23 protein-coding genes and 1 pseudogene are annotated in these 24916 nt (G+C 39.7%); 3 read left to right on the top strand and 21 right to left on the bottom strand.

The window, feature by feature from the left end; all coding sequences use genetic code 11:
* Positions 1-202 precede the first annotated feature (202 nt).
* From A6J31_RS01820 to A6J31_RS01745, 16 genes are all read right to left on the bottom strand, one after another.
* Positions 203-1519 carry an FAD-containing oxidoreductase gene (locus tag A6J31_RS01820; protein WP_002890311.1) on the bottom strand — a complete coding sequence of 439 codons (1317 nt, stop codon included), beginning with the start codon at positions 1517-1519 and terminating at the stop codon, positions 203-205.
* A gap of 180 nt (positions 1520-1699) precedes the next feature.
* The gene (locus tag A6J31_RS01815; RefSeq protein WP_037602050.1) at positions 1700-3043 is read right to left on the bottom strand and encodes a sensor histidine kinase; all 1344 of its coding nucleotides are present in this window, start codon (positions 3041-3043) and stop codon (positions 1700-1702) included.
* Entirely contained in the window at positions 3015-3689 is a 675-nt protein-coding gene (locus tag A6J31_RS01810) for a response regulator transcription factor (protein ID WP_037602124.1), read from the bottom strand. The genes A6J31_RS01815 and A6J31_RS01810 overlap by 29 nt, the downstream gene beginning before the upstream one ends.
* 102 nt (positions 3690-3791) lie before the next feature.
* Positions 3792-4352: a PepSY domain-containing protein gene (locus tag A6J31_RS01805; protein WP_037602048.1), complete on the bottom strand. Its 561-nt coding sequence runs from the start codon at positions 4350-4352 to the stop codon at positions 3792-3794.
* Positions 4353-4515: 163 nt separating this feature from the next.
* Positions 4516-5316, bottom strand: coding sequence for an alpha/beta fold hydrolase (locus A6J31_RS01800; RefSeq protein WP_070439151.1), 801 nt, complete (start codon positions 5314-5316; stop codon positions 4516-4518).
* A 36-nt stretch (positions 5317-5352) separates the two neighbouring features.
* Positions 5353-5715 (bottom strand): hypothetical protein, encoded by a 363-nt coding sequence (locus tag A6J31_RS01795; RefSeq protein ID WP_225791443.1) that lies wholly within the window; start codon positions 5713-5715, stop codon positions 5353-5355.
* Positions 5716-5925: 210 nt separating this feature from the next.
* Positions 5926-7038: an alanine dehydrogenase gene (ald, locus tag A6J31_RS01790; protein WP_037601550.1), complete on the bottom strand. Its 1113-nt coding sequence runs from the start codon at positions 7036-7038 to the stop codon at positions 5926-5928.
* Between the two features lie 467 nt (positions 7039-7505).
* A complete protein-coding gene (locus A6J31_RS01785; RefSeq protein WP_080610333.1) occupies positions 7506-8651 on the bottom strand; it encodes an amidohydrolase in 1146 nt (381 codons plus the stop codon).
* A 245-nt stretch (positions 8652-8896) separates the two neighbouring features.
* Positions 8897-9616, bottom strand: a complete 720-nt coding sequence (locus A6J31_RS01780) for a 16S rRNA pseudouridine(516) synthase (protein ID WP_013990972.1) — start codon at positions 9614-9616, stop codon at positions 8897-8899.
* 132 nt (positions 9617-9748) lie between these two features.
* Positions 9749-10432 carry a VIT family protein gene (locus tag A6J31_RS01775; protein ID WP_013990973.1) on the bottom strand — a complete coding sequence of 228 codons (684 nt, stop codon included), beginning with the start codon at positions 10430-10432 and terminating at the stop codon, positions 9749-9751.
* Positions 10433-10522: 90 nt separating this feature from the next.
* Positions 10523-11293 carry a nucleoside phosphorylase gene (locus tag A6J31_RS01770; RefSeq protein ID WP_013990974.1) on the bottom strand — a complete coding sequence of 257 codons (771 nt, stop codon included), beginning with the start codon at positions 11291-11293 and terminating at the stop codon, positions 10523-10525.
* 78 nt (positions 11294-11371) lie between these two features.
* Positions 11372-11866, bottom strand: coding sequence for a DUF6773 family protein (locus tag A6J31_RS01765; RefSeq protein ID WP_080610332.1), 495 nt, complete (start codon positions 11864-11866; stop codon positions 11372-11374).
* A gap of 13 nt (positions 11867-11879) precedes the next feature.
* Entirely contained in the window at positions 11880-12077 is a 198-nt protein-coding gene (locus A6J31_RS01760; protein WP_004182985.1) for a helix-turn-helix transcriptional regulator, read from the bottom strand.
* A 178-nt stretch (positions 12078-12255) separates the two neighbouring features.
* Complete coding sequence (locus A6J31_RS01755; RefSeq protein WP_021152191.1) at positions 12256-13239, bottom strand: rhodanese-related sulfurtransferase; 984 nt, start codon at positions 13237-13239, stop codon at positions 12256-12258.
* Positions 13240-13428: 189 nt separating this feature from the next.
* Positions 13429-14151, bottom strand: coding sequence for an ABC transporter permease (locus tag A6J31_RS01750; protein WP_080610331.1), 723 nt, complete (start codon positions 14149-14151; stop codon positions 13429-13431).
* 1 nt (position 14152) lies between these two features.
* On the bottom strand, positions 14153-15064 hold the full coding sequence (locus A6J31_RS01745) for an ABC transporter ATP-binding protein (RefSeq protein ID WP_080610330.1): 912 nt from the start codon (positions 15062-15064) through the stop codon (positions 14153-14155).
* A 154-nt stretch (positions 15065-15218) separates the two neighbouring features.
* Between A6J31_RS01745 and A6J31_RS01740 the strand changes: the two genes are divergently transcribed.
* Together A6J31_RS01740 and A6J31_RS01735 are read left to right on the top strand one after the other, a co-directional pair.
* Positions 15219-15929: a LytR/AlgR family response regulator transcription factor gene (locus A6J31_RS01740; RefSeq protein ID WP_080610329.1), complete on the top strand. Its 711-nt coding sequence runs from the start codon at positions 15219-15221 to the stop codon at positions 15927-15929.
* Complete coding sequence (locus A6J31_RS01735; RefSeq protein WP_080610328.1) at positions 15929-17224, top strand: GHKL domain-containing protein; 1296 nt, start codon at positions 15929-15931, stop codon at positions 17222-17224. Before A6J31_RS01740 ends, A6J31_RS01735 begins: the two co-directional genes overlap by 1 nt.
* Before the next feature lie 165 nt (positions 17225-17389).
* Here the strand turns inward: A6J31_RS01735 and A6J31_RS01730 are convergent, their stop codons facing one another.
* Complete coding sequence (locus tag A6J31_RS01730) at positions 17390-18091, bottom strand: glucosamine-6-phosphate deaminase (RefSeq protein ID WP_080610327.1); 702 nt, start codon at positions 18089-18091, stop codon at positions 17390-17392.
* Positions 18092-18242: 151 nt separating this feature from the next.
* Here A6J31_RS01730 and queA point away from each other — a divergent pair, with 151 nt between their 5' ends.
* The gene (gene queA / locus A6J31_RS01725; RefSeq protein ID WP_080610326.1) at positions 18243-19286 is read left to right on the top strand and encodes a tRNA preQ1(34) S-adenosylmethionine ribosyltransferase-isomerase QueA; all 1044 of its coding nucleotides are present in this window, start codon (positions 18243-18245) and stop codon (positions 19284-19286) included.
* 96 nt (positions 19287-19382) lie between these two features.
* On the opposite strand, the gene A6J31_RS01720 is transcribed toward queA, so the two are convergent.
* From A6J31_RS01720 to A6J31_RS01705, 4 genes and pseudogenes are all read right to left on the bottom strand, one after another.
* Positions 19383-21170, bottom strand: a complete 1788-nt coding sequence (locus A6J31_RS01720) for an ABC transporter ATP-binding protein (RefSeq protein ID WP_080610325.1) — start codon at positions 21168-21170, stop codon at positions 19383-19385.
* Between the two features lie 12 nt (positions 21171-21182).
* Positions 21183-22919 carry an ABC transporter ATP-binding protein gene (locus A6J31_RS01715; RefSeq protein WP_080610324.1) on the bottom strand — a complete coding sequence of 579 codons (1737 nt, stop codon included), beginning with the start codon at positions 22917-22919 and terminating at the stop codon, positions 21183-21185.
* Positions 22920-23115: 196 nt separating this feature from the next.
* Positions 23116-23271, bottom strand: a pseudogene (locus A6J31_RS11715) (LysR family transcriptional regulator); the annotation flags it as partial.
* A gap of 9 nt (positions 23272-23280) precedes the next feature.
* Positions 23281-24834 carry a BCCT family transporter gene (locus A6J31_RS01705; RefSeq protein ID WP_037605638.1) on the bottom strand — a complete coding sequence of 518 codons (1554 nt, stop codon included), beginning with the start codon at positions 24832-24834 and terminating at the stop codon, positions 23281-23283.
* Positions 24835-24916: the final 82 nt, after the last annotated feature.

The following is a 24916-nucleotide window of genomic DNA, read 5'->3' as shown; positions in this document are numbered from 1 at the left end:
TTTCTAGATTTTTCATACAGATTCTAGTGGTGACTCAAGGTCAATCAAGCATTCAAAGGAGACAAAGAGCACCAATCTAAAGAATTTTCTTATAGCACTTCTATCTTATCATCAAAGCGCAAAAAAAGCGACATCTAACCTAGAGTGTCGCTTTGTATTAGAGATATGTTTTCAAAAAAAGAGCCTCTCGGCTCTTTTCATTTTAAATCGCAAACAAATCATTTAGGTTCTCAGCCATAGTTGGGTGAGTAAAGATTTGTTTAGCCAAATCTGTGTATGGAATGTGATGATTCATCGCTAGGGTAATTAGATTGATAATTTCATGGGATTCTTGACCAAAGAGGGTCACTCCCAAAATTTCCTTAGTTTCAGGATTTACCACAGCTTTGAAAGCACCGCGCAAATCACCGTTAACATGACCACGAGGCATGCCAGCAACTGGAAGTTCCTTGACAGCAACTGGTCCACCTGCTGCTCTGGCTTGGTCTTCAGTAAGACCAACCTGTGCCAAAGGTGGGTTGAGGAACATGGCAGTTGGAACTGCTCCACGTGTTTCAAGGTTATAGCTACCATCCCCTGTCAAGTAATTAAAGACAATACGGAAATCATCTAATGAAATATAAGTGAATTGAAGTCCACCATTAACATCACCCACCGCAAAGACACCAGGAACACTTGTTTCTAAATGCTTATTAACCTGAATACCGCCACGTTCTGTCAAGGCAATATCGGTATTTTCCAAGTGAAGGGGTTCGATATTAGGCTTGCGTCCTGTCGCATAGAGGAGAGCATCAAAACGAAATTCACCTTTGTCAGTAACAACGACAACTTCATCACCATCATTTTTTACTTCGGAAGTTTTAACACCTTGCTCAAAGACAATACCGTCCTCTTCCATGTATTCCTTGGCCAACTTAGCAATAGATGGCTCCACACGTGGCAAGAAGCTAGTCGCAGCATCCAAGACAGTCACTTGGCTTCCCAAACGGTTATAAAGGCCAGCAAATTCAAGACCGATATTACCACCACCTAGGACACCCAGACGTTTTGGCAAGGCTTCAATGGTTTGAATACCAGTTGAATCGTAGACATGCTCAGTTGTTGTCAAACCAGGAATAGGCAAGACATTAGATACAGCACCAGTATTGATGACAATAGTCTCAGCTGTAAGCTCTTGACGGTCATCACCTGCCACCACTTCGATGACCTTATTTGACACAAAATGTGCCTCTGCATCAATGACATCAACGCCATTGTCTGCCAACATTTTATAATTCTTAGCATTAAGACGACCAGTCACCGCACCACGTTCTTTCATGGTGTCGTCAAATGACCAGCCCTTCTCAGCCGCAACAATCATAGTCTTGGTTGGGATACACGCAATATTAATGCAAGTACCACCATACATCGCTTTACTGCGCTCGATGACAGCAACTTTCTTACCAGCTGCATTCATCTTAGCAGCCAGAGTTTTACCGGCTTTACCGAAACCGATAACAATCAAATCATAGTTTAACATTTCTGTATCCTCCTATCTATTGCCATTCTATCATTTAATTTTTCAGACTGCACATATCTGATCCGTAAATCAAAAAGGGGAAGTTTAGTAACCTCCCCCTAGTTCAATATAGAAGCTAAACTGTAAGACTTTAAAATAGTCTAGCTAGAAATAACTACTTTTTAGACTCACCCCATTTTCCTAATCACATAGAGGGAAACGAATCATAAAGCTACTCCCAACATCTTCTTTAGACTGAATATCAAGTTCTGCCCGGTGTAACTCTGCAATATCTTTGACAAAGGATAAACCTAACCCAACACCACTATTGAGCGATTTGTTTCGAGAATCTTCGACCTGATAAAAACGGTCCCAGATTTTATTGAGCTGGTCTTCTGAGATACCAATACCATCATCTGCCACTTTTAAAAGAGCCTGATTGTCCACCCTTTCAAGAGTAATGGAAATACTAGTACGAGTAAATTTCATAGCATTACTCAGCAGATTATCTAGCATTCGGATGACAAGTAACTTCTCACCCTTTATCCATAAATTGGGTTCAATAGCTACTTTAAAATCAATAGCTGATTCTGCCCACTTTCTTTCTTGTGCCTGGCAATATTCTGATATCAGGCTTGACAACGATAATCTTTCTAAATCATTCCAATTAAGCTTCTGAGTTTTAGACAACTCCAAAATTTGCTCCGTCATATTTTTCATTAATTTCGCCTGACGGTTTATGATAGTATGGGATTCTTTGGATTCTTCCAGACTATCAGCATATTTCGAACCAAACTCACTTTCAGACAAGATGACAGAAAGTGGTGTTCTAAGTTCATGAGAAACATTTTGATTAAACCGCTTTTCTTTCTCAAAAGTCGACTGGACCGATGATATCATGTCATTAAAAACTTTGGTCAATCGTGTCGTTTCAACATAAGACAGCTTATAAGAAGAGGAAACACGTTTAGTGTAGTCTCTACTTTCTGTAATCTCTTCCGCCATCTGAGTCACATCTTTAATTGGCACAAATGCACGTTTTAAAATTCGACGTCCTACCCATGCCATACCAAGAATTGAAATGGGAGCAAGAATAGCTATCGAAATTAAAAACAAGGTTAATTCCTTACTCAGTCCAGATGCGGTTCGCACACCACGAATCCACTTTCCTTTCTTGGCATTATAAACATCGTAATAATAATAGTTCATTTGTGAACTGCTATAGGTAGATAATTTACCAGACTTAAAGGAAGCATTCGCATCAAAATCACTTGGGAGTGCCCCTTTTTCAAACTCCTTATTTTGATTGTAGAGTGCAAAATAGATACCATCATCAAAGGATTCAAAATCATCAAGATCCGTAGACAATTCTACCGTTTCTTGTTCCAACTCACTTCGTGATTCATAGTCAGACCAAGTTCCTGATATGATAAAAGAGGCTACAAACATGACAATGAATAGTAAGGAGACAAACACTGTATACCAAAGTGTTACCTTCGAAATTATAGAGAGTTGTTTAGTCTGATTCTTCATTTTTGAAAACATAGCCCATGCCCCTCTTTGTCTGAATAATTGACGGATTCCCCAATTTCTTTCGAATATTCTTGACTAGCACATCAATGATATTCGATTCTCCCACATAATCAAAATCCCAAATATGCTCTCTAATTTGCTCCCGACTTAAAACAATATTCGGGTGTCTAACCAGGCATTCAAGAAGTTCAAATTCCTTAGAGGTTAAGTCAATCAGCTGGCCATTTTGAGTCAACGTTTTTTTCACAAAATCTAGACAATAGTCTCCAAAAACCACACTACTGGTTAGATTTTCCCTATTATCTCTTCGAAGCATGACACGAATTCTAGCTAACAATTCATCGAATTCAAAAGGTTTTACGAGATAGTCATCTGCACCAGCATCCAAACCCGTCACCTTGTCTTCTAGTGTATCTTTTGCCGTTAACAACAAAATCGGTGTCTTAATATGATGATTTCTCAAGTAGGACAATACCCCCAAACCATCTAATTTAGGCATCATAATATCTGAAATAATCACATCATACTGTGAAACTTTGATGTAATCCAATGCCTCTTGACCATCATAAGCCGAATCAACACTGTATTTTTGTGTCTTTAATAATTTCACTATGCTTCGGTTCAAGTCAACTTCATCTTCAATTACTAATATTTTCATAGACATCTACTCTCACTCTCTTATCCCATATTATATCATGTTCGTATGAAAAATCTCGGCTAGTAAAGGACTAGTCGAGATTTAGATTTTTAATAACTAAAATTAATCTTTTTCTGTTTCAATGTCTTCTTCTACAATTTGGCCTGTATTAGCATCAAGTTCAAGATCAATCTCTTTCTTGCCCTCAGTTAGACTAACGTCATAGACAAGTGTATTATTCTCAACATCTAATTGCAATTTTTCAATAGTAGACTTAGGATATTTAGATTTAACCTGACTTTCAGCACCAGCTAAATCAATCTTATAACTAGCATTAATCAATTGCTTATCATCCTTATCCTTGGTCAAGTCTTTCGTTTTAGACTTCAAGACATCCCCTGTCTGACCATCAATTTTGTACTCCTTCTCATTTTGACCATCAAGAATAGTAATTTCAAAAACAGTTTTTCCAAACTTAGCCTCTTGCTCATAACCGATTACCTGACCACTTTTTGATTCATTGAGAGCTTTTTCTTTGGCTTGGTCTACCGTCAAACTTGATTGGGTAGTTGACCCAGTACTTTTAGTAGCTTTAGCAGTATTAGCAAACACTACTACTGAACTACATGCGAGACCAAGTGATGCAAGTGTGATAACTGTTTTTTGTTTAATTGTTTTTTTCATGATATGTTCCAACTTTCTTTTTTATTAACTTATCAAGTTTCTCTTGATGATTTTATTTTAGCTAAGAAAGATGAATCTAAAATGAATAAATAACTTTTTTACTATTTTTTTTGATTTTTTTAGAGAGAGTAAGTGGTTAGATTTATTTTTATGAGTTTGCTGCCTAAGCATTCTTTCGCAGAAATTCTAATATCATTTTATTAAATTGATTACTTTCAATAAAGGCCGCGTGCCCCTGTTTGCTAAACTCATAATAGGAGGCTTTTGGAATGCTATTTGCAAGTTCCCTTGCACCACCCACACCCAGAACTAAATCGTTTTTGGCTCCCAGAACAAGGGTCGGACAAGTGATTTTATCAAGCGACTTATAGCAGTCAAACTCAAGAATAGACTTGGCTAAACAGACAAAGCGATTGCGTTTTTCCTTGCTTACAGACTTCAAAAATAATCTGTTAATCACATATAATTTCTTTAAAACAGGTGACGAAAATGATTTACTCATCGAATCCTTATTTAGTTGGTCCATATCGTTATTTTCAGTCATCTCTATCCACCCTCCGATGGTTTCTCTACTGACGGCATTATTGCGAGAAAGTGTCAGAGCTAATACTAGCTTCTTCACCTTTTGAGGATACTTGATAGCAAATAGCTGAGCAATCATACCTCCCTGTGATATGCCTATGATAGAGGCATTAGCAATATGCAATACTTCCAAAGAATGATAAAGGTCATCCGCCATATTCTCAATAGTAATGCCTTCTTCGATATGATCCTTTCTATCAAAAATATAGACCGTATACTCCTTAGCGTATCGATAAAATAGTGAATAAATAGTCAGGTTGGACATATCGCCTAATCGTTGCAAACTTAATCCCGTAATGATAATAAGAGTTTTGTCTCCCTTACCCAAAGTGACATAATCTACACCTGGGTCCGACAAATGATTTCTTTGAATGGTAAACATTATCTACACACTTTCTATTGTAAGATTTAAGTAGTATCATGCGTTCGGTGCATTATTTGATGCCATGATGATAATACTTACCAAGACAACAAAGGTAACTTGCCAAAGAATGAAGGCCAAGAAATCCCCACCTTTAAAAATAAGCAGATCACAAAGTAAAATAGCCAACAGCACAGCATTTTTTCTAAAAAGTTGGTCACAGTTTTTCCAAAAAGTCTCAAAAGAAATATTGGCTCCTATCTTACGAACAAACTTCACATGATAAATAATCTCAACCAGAGATGCCACAGCTACTGTAGTTAGCAGTTCGGTCAAAGAGACATCCATACGAAAACCAAAATAAAGAACGACAAGCTGAGAGAAAATAATTACTGTGATCACACGAATATGGTTGGCCACGATAAAACCTCCTAATGGCAAACATGAATAAAATACCTTATAGATACTCATTACTGCCCTTAATATGTCTACTCATTATAGCATAAAATAAGAGCAAAATTAGAAAAAATCTAACAGTTTCGGCTTTGTAGCATTTCTTGTCTCAGACCACAAAAAAAGAGTCAACCAAATCATGGTGCGACTCCTCTTTGTTTATGCTAAATAATCTATTTATGCCAATTCATCAATTGATGTATACTCTCTGTCTAAGCCCTTTGCAACCGGTTTGCTAGTAATATGACCTTGGTAGGTTGTAACCCCTTGACGCAGACCTTCGTCGTCGTTAATGGCTTTTCTGAATCCTTTTCCTGCAAGGGCTTCGATATAAGGCAAAGTGACATTGGTAAGGGCAATAGTTGATGTACGTGCTACAGCTCCTGGGATATTGGCAACGGCATAGTGAAGAACACCATGTGTTTCATAAACGGGCTCATCGTGAGTGGTCACGCGATCCGCAGTTTCAACAACCCCACCTTGGTCAACGGCAACGTCAACAATAACTGAACCTGGACGCATTTGTTTAACCATATCGTTAGTAACAAGTTTCGGTGCTTTAGCACCTGGGATAAGAACAGCACCGATAACCACGTCAGCATCTCGGACACTCGCTTCAATATTGAGCGGATTTGACATAAGTGTTTGAATTTGGCTACCAAAGACCTCTTCAAGGACAGACAAACGTTTAGCACTGATATCAAGGATAGTCACTTGAGCTCCAAGTCCAAGGGCAATGCGGGCTGCATGTGTCCCTACGACACCACCACCGATAATAGTCACTTTCCCTTTAGGAACACCAGGTACCCCACCTAGGAGAACGCCAGAGCCACCCTCTTGTTTGGTCAAGAAGTGAGCACCGATTTGAACGGCCATACGTCCTGCAACTTCACTCATTGGAACCAAAAGTGGTAGGTGACCTTCTTGGCTACGTACTGTTTCATAGGCCACACCTGTTGTCTTAGCATTGACCATAGCATCTGCCAATTCTGGAGCTGCTGCCATGTGCAAGTAGGTAAAGAGTAAAAGATCCTCACGAAGGAAGCCATATTCTGCTGCAAGAGGCTCCTTAACTTTAACCACAAGCTCAGCTGCCCATGCTTCTGCAGCAGTTGCAACGATTTTAGCACCTTGATTGGCATAATCTGCATCCGCAAAACCAGAGCCAAGGCCTGCATTTGTTTCGATTAACACGACATGTCCCTTAGCCACAAGACTTTGGACACCTGCAGGCGTTAGAGCCACACGGTTTTCGTTATTTTTGATTTCTTTTGGAATACCAATTAACATACGTTTCTCCTTATTCGGAAGTTATAAGGTCAAACATCAAAAAGATGACTTGACCACTCCCTATCTATTTTTGAAATGATAACGCTTTCATTTTATCTAAAAAACTCAAAAATAGCAAGTGAAAAATCTTCCCTCCCTTTCTAAGTCCTGAAATCTTGCTTCTAAAATACGACAAAAGAACCCAACCAATCGGCTGGGTTCTTAAGTGTAAACTAAATGATCAAAAGATTTTTTCTCCTTAAGCACGTCCTCCTTTTCAATATCAAAAGTAGTACCAATTTAAAGTTCTTAAGCTTTATTTAAAACTCTTAACAAAATAATCAAAGAGTCCTTGGTCTTTTAAGAGCTTATGTCCCAAGAGAAACTCAGCATACCACTGAACACCTATAAATGGGGCGTCAGTGAAGCTCTCAACTCCCTAACACTAACAAGTTTTTCATTACTGGTAATACCGATTAAGGGAATGGTCATTTGCCTTTCTCCTTAAAATAGTCAAGTAGGAAAAGGGCGTTTTCCACATAGTAATTCACAGCTACTGGCAAGGCCTCATCTTTCACAAGGAAATCATCATGGTGCCAGTCTGGTGCATTTTCTTCACCATTTGAGCCAACAAAGGCAAAGACTCCTGGTATTTCCTTTTGATAGGCCGCAAAGTCTTCGCCCCCTGTTGATGGCAAGGTTGCAATCACTTCTGCGAAGGCCTTAGAATTTTCAAAGATGAGAGGTGTGATCGTCTGGTCATTGTAGGTCACGTAAGGTGAATTGCCCCAAGTAATGTCAACTTGAGCACCGAACTGGTCTGCTGTCGCCTGAACGACCTTTTCAAAACGAGCAATGACATCTTCACGAACCTTAGGCTCAAAGGTACGAATCGTTCCTTCGAAAAATCCTGCTGCTGGAAGAACATTCCAAGTATTTCCAACTTCGATATGAGTAACTGACAATACTGCTGATTCAAAGGGCGATACCGTACGAGCCACAATCTGTTGCAAATTGTTAATGATGGTCGTAGTAACCAAGACCGTATCTACACCCAAATCAGGACGAGCTGCATGGGAGGAAACACCCTTAACATCAACCCTAAACTGCTCCACACCAGCCATGATAGCACCTGAACGAAGTCCAATCTGACCCGGTTTCAAGTGAGGATTATTGTGATAACCGATGATAGCTGACACACCGTCAAGACCACCCGCTTCAATGACCTGATAGGCCCCTTGGAAATTTTCCTCGGCTGGTTGGAAAATCAAGCGAACGGTCCCCTTAAGCTCTGCTTCTCTTTCTTTTAAAAGCTGAGCAGCTCCAAGCAGAGAGGTCTGGTGAAAGTCATGACCACAAGCATGCATAGCCCCATTGTTGCTGGCATAAGGAAGTCCTGTCTTTTCCTTAATCGGTAGGGCATCAATATCAGCACGCAAAGCAATAATCGGATAACCTGACCCAATCTCAGCGATGAGTCCCGTCTTCAAGGGATAATTTAAAGGCTCAATACCTAGATTTTTCAAATAACCTTTCAAAAAGACTGTCGTCTCATGCTCCTCTTCAGAAACCTCTGGATGTTGGTGAATCTGATGACGTGTCTTTGCTAAATGATCATAAAATGCTTCTGTCATAATGAACCTCCCTCTCTGATTAGACCTGCTCATTGCCCTGACTTACTTAAGTTCTCAATCGAATTGATACCATCATACCACCAGAAGCATGACTTGAAAAATTAAAAAAACTTATAGAATGTCATAAGTTTTACTTATACCCCTAGAAAAGACCGTCCTTATAGGCCTTACAGTATTAGCCTAGTGATAGGATGGACCTATCAGGAGATTGAAAGTTCCTATCATACCCTAATAAGAAGAAATGACTAGCCCAAATAAGTACGTAAAATCACTTTTTCCGCTTCCGTTAACGCTCGATAGGAACCTACTGCTATCCCTTCATCAAGCGTAAACGCTCCAAAAGAAATCCGCTTAAGATAGGTCACCTTGACCCCATAAGCCAAGAACATCTTTTTCACTTGATGATACTTCCCTTCCGAAATCGTAATGTAGGCACTACTCTTGTCACTCGCAGAACTTAGAATTTCTAGCTGAGCTGATTTACAAACAGTACCATCCTCAAAGACAACACCCGACTCAAAAAATGTAGGTGCATCAGACCCAAGAACATCATTGACCTCAACATAATAAGTCTTAGCCACATGATAGCGTGGGTGAAGCATGGCAAAGCCCAGAGGCCCATTGTTAGTAATCAGCACCAAACCCTCCGTGTCTCTATCCAATCGGCCTACAGGATAAAGACCGTCTCGCTGATCTTCAGGCTTAATCAAATCAATGACTGTCTGGTGTTCCTTGTCCTTTCGAGCTGACACTACACCTGCTGGCTTATTCATTAGATAGTAAACTTCTGGCGTATGCTCCAGTTCCTTACCAGAAACCGTGATGGTTTGAAGACTAGCATCCACATTAAGATTATCTCGATCCGCCAAGACACCGTCTACATAAACTTGACGACTACGAATGAGCTTTTTGACCTGATTGCGGGAACCATAGCCTGCCTGTCCTAATAATTTGTCTAAACGCATAACCTTATTGTACCACGGATAAGCCTGGTCTAGCAGACTAAAAAGAAAGGACGACATAAGAAAGGTCTCAAAAGAATTCTGGATAAAACAAAAAGTCTACCTCAAAAGATAGACTTATCACATCATTAACACTTACACATTCACGTGGAAGATATGTCCGACCAAGAAGGTCACAAGCATGGTCAAGAGTCCTACTGTCAAGTTACGCAACATCGCTTGTTTTACAGGTGCTTTTCCGAGCTTAGCACTGATATAACCAGTCAAAAGCAAGGTAAGAGCAACCACGACCACTGTTACAGGAATACGGTAAGGCTCTGGGAACAACATGATAGCTAGGGCTGGTGGCAAGGAACCAACTGAAAAAGCCAGAAAACTAGATACAGCAGCATGCCATGGATTCGTAATTTCATCCAAATCCACCCCATATTTTTCCTCAACTAAGACCTTGATAGGATTTTTACTGAAGGCTTGATTGACCTTGACTTCAGCTGCCGTTTCACAATCCCCCTGACTTAGGAAGGTTTGATACAAACTCTCTCTAGCCGCCTCAGGAGAGCGGTCCAAGAGGGCTTGTTCCTTAGCGATAGCAGCTTCTTCAGTATCTTTTTGCGTTGACACACTGACATATTCACCACCTGCCATCGAAAAGGCACCGGCAAAAATCGCTGACAAGGCAGAAATCAAGATGAACCAGATGTTTGATGTCGCACTGGCCACACCGATAACCACTCCCGCAATGGAAATGATGCCATCATTGGCCCCCAAAACACCAGCTCTCAAAATATTTAAACGTTCTGCAAAATTCTTATCTTCCAATTCTCTTACTCCTTATTTAGAATGATTCTAAAAAGTATTATAGCAGTTATTTAGAATGATTACAAATAAGAAGTTTGAAAAGTAGAATTTTTAAGGTTTACTCCAGTCACACGCAAACTCCAAAGCTAATAAAGCTACCTTGTCCTTTTCATCCAAGTCCATATGATTCATCAAGTTACGGGCATCCCAATTACCTTCAGAAAGGTGGTCCGCAGCATAGAAAAAATGGCAGATGTCAACACCTCTAAACTTTGCTAAAGCTGCAACTGCAGAGCACTCCATATCCACACAAATGGCTCCTGCTTCCTTTCGAGCCTTGAGTTTAGCACTCGTTTCACGGTAAATACCATCAGTTGTCCATACCTTGCCTTCCTTATGAGAAATCTGACGCTCATTGAGATAGGAACGAAAACGATCTAAAACACCCACATTTACCGCAATCTCATCGCTAGCTTCCACATAGTGAAAACTCGTTCCTTCATCTCTAAGAGCATGACTAGGGATAATAATAGAAGTCTCTTTTATATCTTCATCAAGTACCCCACAAGTACCAAAGAGCACCAGTTTATCAGTTCCCAAAGCAAAAATATCCTCTAAAATAGCCACACAGGCAGAGGCACCTACAGGTGCATTAAAAAGAGCCAACTCCTGCTCATCAATAACAAGCTTATATATCGGAATAGCCACATTCGCCATGGACGTTTCATAGATAAGTTCATGAGGAAACATCTCAAGCATTCGTTGAAAGGTCGAACGAGAAAAACAGGATACAGCTATTTTAGGAAAACCCTCAAGAGGCTCATTCAAGTCCTCGGGATTGATAATCGCTTGTCTATTATCATCAAATTCAGTTAGTAGCATACGTGACCTCCTTAGTTTTAGGACCCATTATAACACAAAAAAAACAGACCAAAAAGAACGGTCTGATTCTCTCACTATCTATTCTTCATTTTCCAAATCGTCTAGCTGTTTTTCAAGACGTCTTCTCTCATATCTTCCCAATGCAGCAATAGCCCAATTCATAAAAAAGACAAAGGGAGCATACAACATATAAGTAACTGCCCAAGCCATGAGATATCTAGGATCCAATGGATTATTATGATAGACATTGTGGTATGACTGATAGTTAACTATCATTATTTTAAGGATGATAAGCCCAGTCACCAGTAAACAACCTAGGACTGTCATACTCGAACCTCCAAAAGCACTTACAGCAAGACGTTCAGCTCTATAAACAGACCAAACCCATGCAATTAATATTGGAAAAATTAAGTAATTAGAGGTGATGACACCATTGTTAAAGAGGGAGCCATAAAGTAAGCATACAAGCGTCCCTGCAATCATTATGTAATAGCATTCGGTAGCAACTTTATTAGTTAGAGCTTCTTCGCGTTCATCTGTAACCTCATTATTAATCAGTTTGAATTTCATCATCTTTACTTCCTTCCTAATTCTCCCAAAACAGTTGATCCAAGGTCCTGTCCAGTGTCTTGCAAATGGCAATGCATAAGGCTAGGCTAGGATTGTACTTTCCAGCTTCAATCAAACCTATGGTTTGTCTTGTTGCACCTACAGCTTCTGCCAAGTCACCCTGGGTCATATCATGCTCTGCTCGAGCTGCTTTTAAACGTAAATTCTTTGCCACATGCTCCCTCCTTTACATCATATCTGATATTATCGTCGAAATTGATTAGGTTCACCAGCTATTTTCATCTTAATTATACACTATATATTTCTAATTGCAATATATATGTGTCGTAATTTTAGAAATAAATTGCAAAATAAAAAGCCGAGATTGCTCTCAGCTTCTTCTCTATTTAAACTTAGGCTGGTGTTACATCCAAACTCTCACCAATAGCCGCAAGGCGTGAGACAACTTCTTCTTGGCTCAAACCATTTTCAGAGACATAACGGTTACGTGGGTGAACACGACATTCATGTGAGCAGCCACGGAGGTATTTGTCTTCATTTTCCTCTGAAGCAAGGATACGACGGTTACAGAATGGGTTACCACAGTTGACATAGCGTTCGCAAGGCGTGCCATCGAACCAGTCCTTACCGACAACGATAGGGTCTACATGGTTGATATCAACAGCAATACGCTCGTCAAAGACATACATCTTACCATCCCAAAGCTCCCCTTGAACCTCTGGATCTTTTCCGTAAGTTGCGATACCACCGTGCAATTGGCCAACATCTTTGTAGCCTTCACGGACCATCCAACCTGAGAATTTCTCACAGCGGACACCACCAGTACAGTAAACAACCACGCGCTTGTCCATGAACTCTTCCTTATGGTCGCGAACCCATTGTGGCAATTCACGGAAGTTGCGAATGTCTGGACGAATGGCTCCACGGAAGTGACCAAGGTCATACTCATAGTCGTTACGTGTATCGAGGACAACAGTGTCCTCATCTAAAAGAGCATCTTTAAACTCTTTTGGTGACAAGTAAGCACCTGTAGTTTCAAGTGGATTAATGTCGCTGTCAAAGTTGTCATCCTCTAAACCAAGGTGGACGATTTCCTTCTTATAACGAACAAACATCTTCTTGAAGGCTTGCTCTTCTTCCTCATCAATCTTGAACCAGAGGTCCTCCATCCCTGGAAGGCTGTGAACGTAGTCCATGTATTTTTGAGTGGTTTCATAGTCACCAGAAACCGTTCCATTGATTCCTTCGTCAGCGACTAGGATACGTCCTTTGAGGCCGATTGATTTACAGAAAGCCAAGTGGTCTGCCGCAAATTGCTCAGCATTTTCGATCGGAAGGTATTTATAATAAAGCAATACTCGAATAGGTTTTGCCATTGTATGTCCTCTTTCTTTATGAAATATCTATATCTGTTGTTTGATAGTCAAAGTCAACTTAACTATTATAGCGCTATCAAAGAGGACTAGGCAATTGATTTGTTTGGAGGAGAATTGTCACAAAAGAAAAAGGCTGAGTACCAGATGCCTCAACCTGAGTTTCGTAAGATTGTTTTCCATAAGATAGTATTACAACTCTTTCTGTAGTGTCCCTAAGATAAGCAGTTGTGTCAGAAAAATCCAGAAAATAAGAACTCCTATATCTACAAGCGAAACAGTTCCATGTCTATAAAAGCTAGCTCTAAGAAGATTCGAAGAAGGGACAAATGGAAGTAGAAAATAAAGTTGATCTAACCAATCTGGAAGACGACCTGCCGGGTACATGATTGGTGAAAACATAAGACCAATCATTAAAATAAGCTGAGACATTAGCGTGACAATATTTTGGGGAAATATATAAGCAATTGAAAATCCTAGACTAATCATTGTTAGGCAAATAAGCAACATCACAAAAACAGACAAAATTGACAAATTTAATTGGACAGAAAAGCGAAGACAGCCTAATAAAAAAGAGAAGAATACACCTGGTAAAATAGCAATTAACCATATACATAGGTCAGCTAAAGAAATTAGAATTCTAGGAATAGGTAAAGCCCGAATATAGTCCACATGACCTTCTGACTTGGCATTGGCTATAACAGGAGATGAAATCGTACAGCCAATAGAAATAACTCCTATTAAAACTGATCCAGAGGCAAGATAGTAAGCAGTTGTTGTGTCCAGCTTACCAATTATCAACGGATACCCAAAAAGAAGTGAAACGGACAAAAGCACTTGAGCTAGTGTGAATAGAATGAATAGATTTTTTTGTCGAAGATAGTTCCAACGAAGTAAGTAAAAAAATTGAGTCATATCAGTTAACAAGCTCCTCTTTATAAAGATTGGAAATAGATAATGTTTTCATCTTAACTGAAAGGTTTGAAATAAGCCCTTTTTCTAGACCTTCCTTAACTTGAATGAGTATTCGGGTTAATTCACTTTCTTCAATTTCCATCTGACAAACACAACCATTGACCATCGTAAAATGTTCGAATAGACTTAAAAATTCTTTACTAACAAAATTGAAAGAAATTTGATAATGATTTTTATAAGACATTTGGTGTACTGGACCAGATTTTAATAATTTACCATGGTTAAAAAGAGCAAAATTATCCGCATATTTTTCGACCTCTAGTAGATTGTGGGTAACAATGATAATAGTGTGTCCTTTATAAGCCAGCTTTTTTAATAATTGCCACTGTTTCTCACGACGTACAGGATCAACATCGTTGGTTGGTTCGTCAAGAAGCATGATATCAGCAGAGCCAATTAATGCCATGGCAAAAGATGTAAGCCGTTTTAGGCCTCCTGAAAGATTCTTCCCTTGTTTATCACGGTATTCTTCTATTTCTAGTTCTGCTAGAAGGCAATCAATTTCTTTTTGGAGTTCTGAGGTGCTTAACCCTCTCATTCTTCCAATCATCTCTAAATTTTGCTCAACAGTTAACTTTTCAAGTGGTGCATACTGTTGTGACATATAACTCATCATTGTTCGAGCTTGTTTACGGTTATGTATAAAAGAAATATCTCCGTAGTGAACATCTCCCTGATCAGGCTTAATAAAGCCAATCATTTGCTTTAAAAGGGTTGATTTACCAGCACCATTATGCCCTAAAAGAGCTGTGATTTTTGCAGCTTCTAGCTCTAAGAAGATATGGTTATTAGCAAAATGTTGTTTATCAAATGATTTTGTTAGATTTTCAATGGTGAGCGTCTCAAAAGTCATAATTTTATTTCTCCGTATTGAGAAAAGATTTCTCAGCATACTTCATTTTTTATAGGGTTATTGTATAATAGCCTTAAGAGAGTCTTATGATTATGTCATAATTGACCATTTTAACGTTATAATTAACATACAGAAATGAGTGAGGAGGTTTTCAATGTTAAAAGTTGCTATTTGTGATGACTCTGATAGAGATGCTAGCCAATTAGAACATTATTTACTTTCTTATGATAAATTTCCTCTAGAAACAAAACTTTATACAAATCCACAAAAACTCTTAGATCAGCTGACGCCAGACATCCACTGTGTCTTTTTGGATATCAATATGCCAGGAATCAATGGAATTGACGTAGCACAGAAGATTAGAAAATTTAATCCTTTCATTCCAATTATTTTTGTGACAAGTTATCGTGATTATATGGAACAAGTCTTCGAAGTTCAGACTTTTGACTATATCGTAAAACCGATAGAACCTCAAAAGTTAACGAAAGTATTGGATCGTATTTTGCGTTTTTTGGATATAGGCCAAGCACTTTTCACCTTCTCATTTGGTAAACACAATTACTCTGTCCCCTCAAGCGATATTGTATTTTTTGAGAAAGATAAACGTTCAGTATTTATATACACAAAGACAGGTACCTACAAGTCTCTACTAAAAACAAAAGAGATTTTGGAAAAACTCCCTAATTATTTTATTCAAATTCATGCTTCCTATATTTTAAACCCCAAATACATCAAAGACTTTGATTCAAAAACAGTTACTATTTTACTAAATGGGACTGAAGAACACCTACTCCCAATTAGTAGAAAGTTTCAGTTTTCTTTTAAAGAAAAATATTACAGCTATCTAAGTGAAAGGCATTTTTAATGTTAGTAGGATTACGAATAATCAGTATCTTGTACGATTTATTTCTAGCAAGTATGTTATTTTATAGACCATTGTCTAAAATCAATATGAAAAAGAAGCCTTTAGTAGCCCTTTTTTTCATATTGATTTTTCATGGGGAACTCGTGTTCCTATTCTCTGAAAGTCGTATTTTTTTGGTCAGTAATCTCCTTCTAAACATTTTAGAATACTATCTAATCGGCCTCAATTTTGATTATCCTATTCGCCAGTCTTCCTTTTGGATTCTTTTACAAACTAGTCTAAGTTTGTTAGCAGGGGCTGTCCTAAACCAAGGAATCCAACTAATTTTACCTTTATGGGAACTATCAAAAAATTTAGAAGCTATTAGTTTGTATCTCGGAATAAGTTTCTTCTTATCTACAGGAATAACTCTTATTTTACGAAAGCTTCTCCTATCCCATCAAAGGCTTCGTATTGCTACTTCTAAGGGAAACTGGCTTTATCAGTTTATCGTGCCTCTTTTATCTATTTTCTTTGCTTTTACAATATCTGCCATTCAAGGAGGGGTATTTGAAGCAGATTACCTGTCAATCATTTCTCTCTCATCTCTCATTGTATTAACTCTCTCCTCTCTTTATTTTAATCTGTACCTTGCTCGTCAACAGCAGCAATATTACCAAAACCAATTGGAAAAAGAACAGTTACAGTTCCAAGTTCGAGAAATACAACAATCTCAAGAAGAATATCAACGTCTCCAAAGACTTCGGCATGACTTAAAAAATAAACATTTGACTCTTTTATCGCTTTTAGAGAAAAATCCTGAAGAGGCAAAAGATTATCTTTATTCATTAACAGATAGTATAGTAGGTGAACAAACTTTCTACTCTAAAAATCAAACTATTAATTTTTTACTTAATCAAAAACTACATCATTTAAAAGATGAGATAGAAATGGAAATTGATTGCTTTGTACCACAAGAATTATCTATTCAACCAGATATTTTAGCTGTTATATTAGGAAACTGCCTAGACAATAGTATTGCAGCTTGTCTCAGACTACCAAATAAAGAAAGAAACTTATCACTTAATATCCGATACTTTCAACAAAATCTTTTTATCAATATTAGAAATAATTTTGATGAGAAAGAAAAATCTACTCGTAAATCCCGTCAAAAAGATGGCTGGGGGTTGCGAAATATTGATGCTCTTGTTCAAGAATATCAAGGTAATATCAAACGCTTTATAAACGATGGACAATATCAAATAGAGATTTTATTACCAATAAAAATAGGGACTATTCCGACTAAAGAATTTTAGGTAATTGATGAAAAATGAGTACTAATTAGGTAACGTAAATATTTGAAGTCAAAATCTATATTATGTTTATTCATTAATAAACAGGTTGAGTAGCACTAGCTCAACCTGTTTTTTTCTATAACTTTCTAATTACCTAACTCGCATCTGCTCGACTCATGTTTTCTTCTACAATTTCGCAGCAGCAGCCTCATCTAAGATAAGAGTCACATCTGGATGATGTTGCAAGACACTGGCTGGCACTCCCTCTGTCACTGGCCCCTTAACCATCTTGAAAATGGCATCTGCCTTCTTGTCACCATAGGCAAACAAAATGATCTTCTTGGCAGCCATAATGGAAGCAATCCCCATTGAAATAGCCTTTGTAGGGACTTGGTCTCGACTGGCAAAGAAACGGCTATTGGCTTCAATGGTGCTGTCCGTCAAGTCAACCACATGGGTTTGACTATCAAAAGACGTACCTGGCTCATTAAATCCAATATGCCCATTACTTCCGATACCTAAGATTTGCAAGTCAATGACATGTTGGGACAAGATGTCATCGTAATCCTTGGCCGCCTGTTCTAAATCTTCAGCCATGCCGTCAGGTAAGAAGCTCTCTTTAAATGGCTTAGCATCAAAGAGTTGGGCTCTCATAAAGGCATGGTAGCTCTGCTCATGGTCTGGTGCTAGTCCGACGTATTCATCCAAATTGACGCTGTAAAGTTCCGAAAAATCCACGTCACTCTCAACCATCTCTTGGTAAAGGGCGATAGGTGAACTACCTGTCGCCAATCCCAATGTCTGAGCACCCGCTGCAAGGCTCTCTTTAAGAAGATCAAAGGCAACTTTGCCTCCCTCAACTTGATTTTCAACTATAATCTTTTTCATTCTATTCACCTCGATATTGGTATATACCATTTTTCTTTATTATCTCTTTTTTTAACACTTTTGTCAAGCGCTTTCACTCGATAAGTTTAATGACGGTCGCCCTATATCGTGCTATAATAAAAAGGCTGAACATTTTTAAACGAGGAAAGAAATGAATACAAACGATTTTGATTTTGAACTGCCAGAGGAACTGATTGCCCAAACCCCATTGGAACAACGTGATGCCTCTAAACTCTTGGTCATTGATCCTGTAACCAAGGAAATGACTGATACCCACTTCGACCACATCATCGACCAGCTTAACCCTAGCGATGCCTTGGTCATGAACAATACGCGCGTGCTTCCTGCCCGCCTCTACGGTGAAAAGCCTGATACCCACGGCCATGTGGAATTTCTCCTTTTGAAAAATACACAAGGCGATCAATGGGAAGTTTTGGCCAAACCGGCCAAACGCCTTAAAGTAGGTGCTAGAGTCAGTTTTGGTGATGGCCGTTTGACTGCCACTGTCACTGAGGAACTAGATCACGGTGGCCGTATCGTAGAATTTAGCTATGACGGTATCTTCCTTGAGGTCTTGGAAAGTTTGGGCGAGATGCCATTGCCACCTTATATCCATGAAAAATTGGAAGACCGTGACCGTTACCAAACAGTCTATGCCAAGGAAAATGGCTCTGCCGCTGCACCAACAGCTGGTCTCCATTTCACTCCTGAATTGCTTCAAAAGATTGAAGCTAAAGGCGTAAAATTGGTCTACCTCACCCTCCACGTTGGACTGGGAACCTTCCGACCTGTTTCTGTCGATAATGTCGACGAACATGAAATGCACTCAGAATTTTACACCCTCAGCCAAGACGCTGCCGATACACTCAATAGTGTCAAAGCCGCTGGAGGACGCATCATTGCAGTTGGAACAACCTCTATCCGAACACTGGAAACAATCGGCAATAAATACGATGGTCAACTCCAAGCCGACTCAGGTTGGACCAATATCTTTATCAAACCAGGCTACCAATTCACAGTCGTAGATGCCTTTTCAACCAACTTCCACCTTCCAAAATCAACCTTGGTGATGTTGGTTTCAGCCTTTGCTGGCCGTGAATTCGTCCTTGATGCCTATAAACACGCCGTCCAAGAACGCTACCGCTTCTTCAGTTTCGGAGATGCCATGTTTGTCACACGACGTGCTGAGAAATAATATTGATTTTGAGACTTGCCTCTATAGGAGAAGTCTCTTTTATTGATCTCCACATTCAGAAAAAATCCACCAGTTATGAACTGATGGATTTTTTGTTTATTTCTCCGCAAACTGGCTATTATACAAGTCGTAATAGAAGCCTTTATCTGCAAGGAGGGATTCATGGTTCCCTTGTTCGATGATTTGACCATCTTTAAGGACCAAAATTTTGTCTGCTTCTTGAATAGTCGACAGACGGTGGGCAATGACAAAACTTGTTCGACCTTGCATAAGGGTCTTCATGGCTTTTTGAATCAAGAGTTCCAGACGGGTATCAACCGATGAGGTTGCCTCGTCCAAAATCAAGATTTTAGGATCAGCCAAAAGCGCACGCGCAATGGTCAAAAGTTGCTTTTGTCCTAGTGAAATGTTACTTGATTCCTGGTTCATTTCCATGTTGTAACCACCAGGTAGTGTACGGATAAAGTGGTCCACATTGGCAGCCTTAGCGGCTTCAACAATCTCCTCGTCAGTCGCCTCAAGATTACCGAAGCGAAGATTTTCCTTGATAGTTCCTTCAAAGAGCCAAGCATCCTGAAGCACCATACCAAACTGTTTACGATAATCCTGACGTGACAGGTTACGGATATCGTGACCATCAACTGAAATAGAACCAGCAGTCACATCATAGAAACGCATGAGGAGATTGATAATGGTTGATTTCCCAGCACCGGTAGGACCGACAATGGCCACCATTTCGCCAGGATTAACCTCAAGATTAAAGTCACGAATCAAAGGTTTATCAGCCACATACTGGAAGTCCACATGCTTAAAGCTAACTTGCCCAGTCAAATCTCCCTCTAGCACTTCAGTAGCATCATTAGCCTCGTCTGGTTCATCCATCAGTTGGAAAATACGGTCTAAAGAAGATTTAGCACTTTGCAATTGTCCAGCCAACTGAGTCAAGTTCTGAATAGGTTGGTTAATCTGCCAAACGTACTGAACAAAGGCCTGCATATTACCAATCGTCAGGCGACCAGCCAAAACTTGCAGACCACCTAAAACAGCGACAATTAGATAGGTCAAGTCAGATAAACCGTTAAGAACCGGCATCATAAGTCCTGAAATGAAATTAGCCTTAAAGCCTACCTTCTGAAGGTCTTCCGTGATTTCTTTAAAGTCGTCCAAGGATCTATCCTCACGGCCAAATAGCTTAAGCACATTGAAGCCGGTCAGATTTTCCTGAACAAAACCATTAAGAGTACCTAGGGCATCAGCCTGCTGTTTAAAGTAGGGCTGAGACTTACTCATGATAAAGCGGGCACCAAAGAAAGTAATCGGAATAGTGATGACAACTATAGTTCCTAATTGAAGATTAAGGTAAAGCACTGTTCCAATAACCAAGGCTAGAGTAAAGACGGCATTAACAACCTGCAAGAATGACTGCTGCAAGGCATTAGATACTGTCTCGACGTCACTAGTAAAGCGGCCCAAGAGGTCCCCAAACTGGTGCTTATCAAAGTATGACACTGAGGTACGATTGATTTTCTCAGTCATCTCATTACGCATATCTTGAACCGTTGCTTGCACAGCATTGGTCATGAAATAGTTGGAATAGTAGGCGGCCAACTCATAAATAAGACCACGCAAGAGATAAACAACTAGAACCCAACCAACATAGGAGACGTTGATACGAGCACCTTCCACACCCTTCATGATATCCAGCGTATTTTTAGTTAACTCGGTAATGGCTAAACCAATGACCACTGGCTCAAGGACACTCATGATAACACTAACAATTTTCAAGAAAATGGCTAGGTAAAGTGGGAAACGATAAGCCTGCAAGTAGGACCAAAGGCGGCCAAAACTTGAGGAATGACTTGTTTTCATTATATTTTTTTTCATTTTGACCTCCTTCTAGTCTTCTGTAAGACTCTTTTGATTCAATTGAGAATTAGCAATTTCACGGTAAATATCATTGCTTTCCATAAGCTCTTCGTGACGGCCACGACCAACGATTTCACCCTTATCAAGAACGATAATCTGGTCTGCATCCATGATAGTCCCTACACGTTGAGCCACAATCAAGACTGTCGCATCCTGGGTCACTTCTTTCAGACGACGACGCAAGGTCGCATCAGTCTTGTAATCCAAGGCAGAGAAGGAATCATCAAAGATGTAAAGGTCAGGACGTTTAACAACTGCACGTGCAATTGACAAACGCTGCTTCTGTCCCCCAGAAAGGTTGCTACCACCCTCAGCCAAGTAAGAGTCATAGCGTTCTTCCTTACTTTCGATGAATTCCTTAGCCTGAGCGACATCCGTAGCTTGATTCAATTCTTCATGACTGGCATTTTCCTTACCATAACGGATATTTTCACCGATGGTTCCTGTAAAGAGCAGGGCCTTTTGTGGAATAAAGCCAATCTTACGACGCAGAGCCTTAAGATTATAGTCACGGACATCCACACCATCAACAAGAATGCGTCCAAGTGTTACATCATAAAAGCGTGGAATCAACTGCACAAGTGATGATTTCCCTGAACCCGTAGATCCGATAAAGGCAATGGTTTCACCGGGTTTAGCCTTGAAAGAAATATTGTGTAGGACAGGACTCTCAGTTTCACCAGGATAGGCAAAAGTCACATTGTCAAACTCCAAATATCCTTTAGTCTCAGTCTCTGTCACTCCATCTTCATTTGGATTGATAGAAATAGGCATGTCCCTAATTTCCTGCAGACGCTCACTAGATACCGCCGTACGAGGATACATGGTAAAGAGGTTGGCTAGGAAAAGGAAAGACAATAGCGCATGGAAACTGTACTCAATAAAGGCAACCAAATCCCCGATTGCCAAAGTCCCAGATCCTAATGGCTCAAGGGCAAACCAAACAATTGCCACAATCATGGCGATGATGATTTGCACAAAAAGTGGCTCAGTCAAACCAGTTAATTTAAAGAGCTTGTTTGAATTATCCGCATAGACAGCATTTTGAGAAGCAAACTTCTTCTCTTGAAAATCTTCTCTAGCGAAAGCTCGGATGACACGAAGTCCAGTCAGATTTTCACGAGCGTACTGGTTAATCTTATCTAGAGTTGCCTGTTGTTTCTCAGAAAGCGGACGCGTTTTTACCGCCACATACCAGACTACTACGGCTAGGAAAGGCAAGGAGATTGCCACAATCCAAGCCAAAGATGGACTTGTCGTCAAAATCAAGAAGACACTGGAAACCATCATCAGAGGAGTAATGACACCCATCTTTAGAATCTGTTCTGCAAATTGCATGAGAACAAAAGCATCCGACGTGATACGAGTCACCAAAGAGGATACCCCAATCTGCTCATACTCGTGGTGGGAATACTCCTGAAGCTTAGCATAAATGTCATTACGCATGACCTGCACCATTGTGGTCGTCAACTTACCAACCGCATAGGACAGAAGTATACGACCAACAATCCCAGTCAAAACTACACCAAACATGACCCAAGCATAAGCGTAAAGCTTATCAACATCACCACGGTTTATTCCCTCATCAATCATTCTGGCAAGAACCGTCGGCAAACCCAAGTTAGCAATAACAAATAAAATGGCCGCCGTAAAATTCATTGCTAGCCACTTAGGATAACGTCTGAGATAAGACCAAATATAAGCCATAAATTTCTCCTTTTCTTTTTAGCGTTTACCATGCCTTTAGGATTTTTATAGTTGTTGACAACCACTAAAGCCAAAAAAAACACAGAAAAAGGGCGTGACAAGCACGCACATTACCTACATTCTAACAAATGAAAATATTAAAAGCAATAGAAAAAACCAGAGCTAATGCCCTGGTTTCTTTATTAAGCGACTTGATATGTTCACGGATAAAAAGAGGTTCACCAAGTTCCTGCTCCAAATCTTTTAACTGACGACTGAGTGTCGGCTAAGTAATCATCAGCTTCTCAGCTGCCTTGGAGATACTCCCCTCCTCAGCAATAGTAATAAAATAACGAAGCACTCTTAACTCCATGCCATCCTCCTAATTTTCCTCATAAGATTTAAACGGTTGATTCTTCTCAGGATATCGGTCTGGTGTAATGGCGAGTCCCATTTGCTCTTTTTCGTGATATAACTCTTTCATAAGCGACCACATCATCAACACTAGTACTATAGAAAATGGAAAAGCGACAATAATGAGCGTGTTTTGTAAAGCTGTCAATCCACCAGAAAACATGAGTGCAATAGCAATCAAGGCCAGCATGACACCCCAAATCACCTTTTTACGATTACTTGGATTTAGATTGCCATCTTCAGACAACATGGCCAAAACATAGGTGGCAGAATCCGCCGAGGTCACAAAGAAGGTTAAAACTAAAATAATTGCCAGGAGTGAAAGGACACTTCCCAGAGGATATTCATTAAAAGAGGCAAAAAGAATTTCTTCTGTGGCAAAACGTATCAAATTAACCCCCGAATCTTGTAGTGAAGTAGATAAGGTACCAAAAGCAGAAAACCAGATAAAACTAAGGACTGTTGGTGCCAAAAGCACTACTGTCAAAAATTCGCGAATAGTCCGACCTTTTGAGATACGGGCAATAAAGACGCCCACAAAAGGTGACCAGGAAATCCACCATGCCCAGTAAAAAATGGTCCATTGGTTAATCCAAGCCCGCTTGGTCTCATCAAAAGCCGCCGCCCGAAAACTCATACGGAAGAAGTTTTGAAAATAAAGGCCGATAGAGTCTGTCATGGTGTCAAATATCTTAACCGTTGGCCCCAAAACTATGACTCCAGCAAGCAAGACAATAGCTAAAATCAAGTTTGTATTAGATAGGATTTTAACACCCTTTCCTAAACCTGATAAGGCAGAAATAAGAAAAAGAATTGTCGCAATGATGATAATGATGACTTGCACAAGACTATTATTAGGAATACCAAAGACATAGGAGAGACCACCATTGATTTGTGAGGCACCAAAGCCGAGCGTTGTCGCTACCCCAATCACTGTCGCAATAATGGTGATGGTATCGATAATGGTTGCTATTGGTCCGTCCGCATATTTTCCAAAAAGAGGCTTAAAGACGACTGAGAGCTGATATTTCTCCCGTTTACGAAAGCCAAAATAAGCCAAAGACAATCCCACCAGGGCATAGACCGCCCAAGCATGAAATCCCCAGTGAAAAAAAGTAAAACGAAAAGCATCTGCGAGAGCATCCGCACTGCCTATTTCTGCATTGGGCGTCGAGATAGCAAAGTGACTCAAAGGCTCTGCTGCCCCATAAAAGACCAGCCCAATCCCCATTCCAGCAGAAAACATCATGGCAATCCATGACGTCGTCGAATGCTCTGGCCGACTCGTGGGATTACCCAAGCGAATCTGCCCTATCGGACTTACAATTAAAAAGACACAAAAAATTAAAATCCCCGTAACCAATAACAAGTAAAACCAGCCAACACTAGTTGTTAAGAGATTTTTTAAGTAAAAACTAATATTTTGAAACTGCTGGGGAACAAAGAGCCCTAACAAGACTAAAATAAATATGATGACGAGCGAAAGCTGAAAAACTTTTGTTATTTTAGAATGCTTCACCATTTTACCTCCTTATGTGTTCTTAGTTATAGAAAGTTTTTGAGAAAACTTAAAATTCTATATGGTTTCATTGTAACACAATTGT

The organism is Streptococcus sp. FDAARGOS_192 (assembly GCF_002073815.2).
Classification (GTDB): Bacteria; Bacillota; Bacilli; order Lactobacillales; family Streptococcaceae; genus Streptococcus; species Streptococcus salivarius_H.
This window is presented reverse-complemented; position numbering and strand designations above follow the sequence as displayed.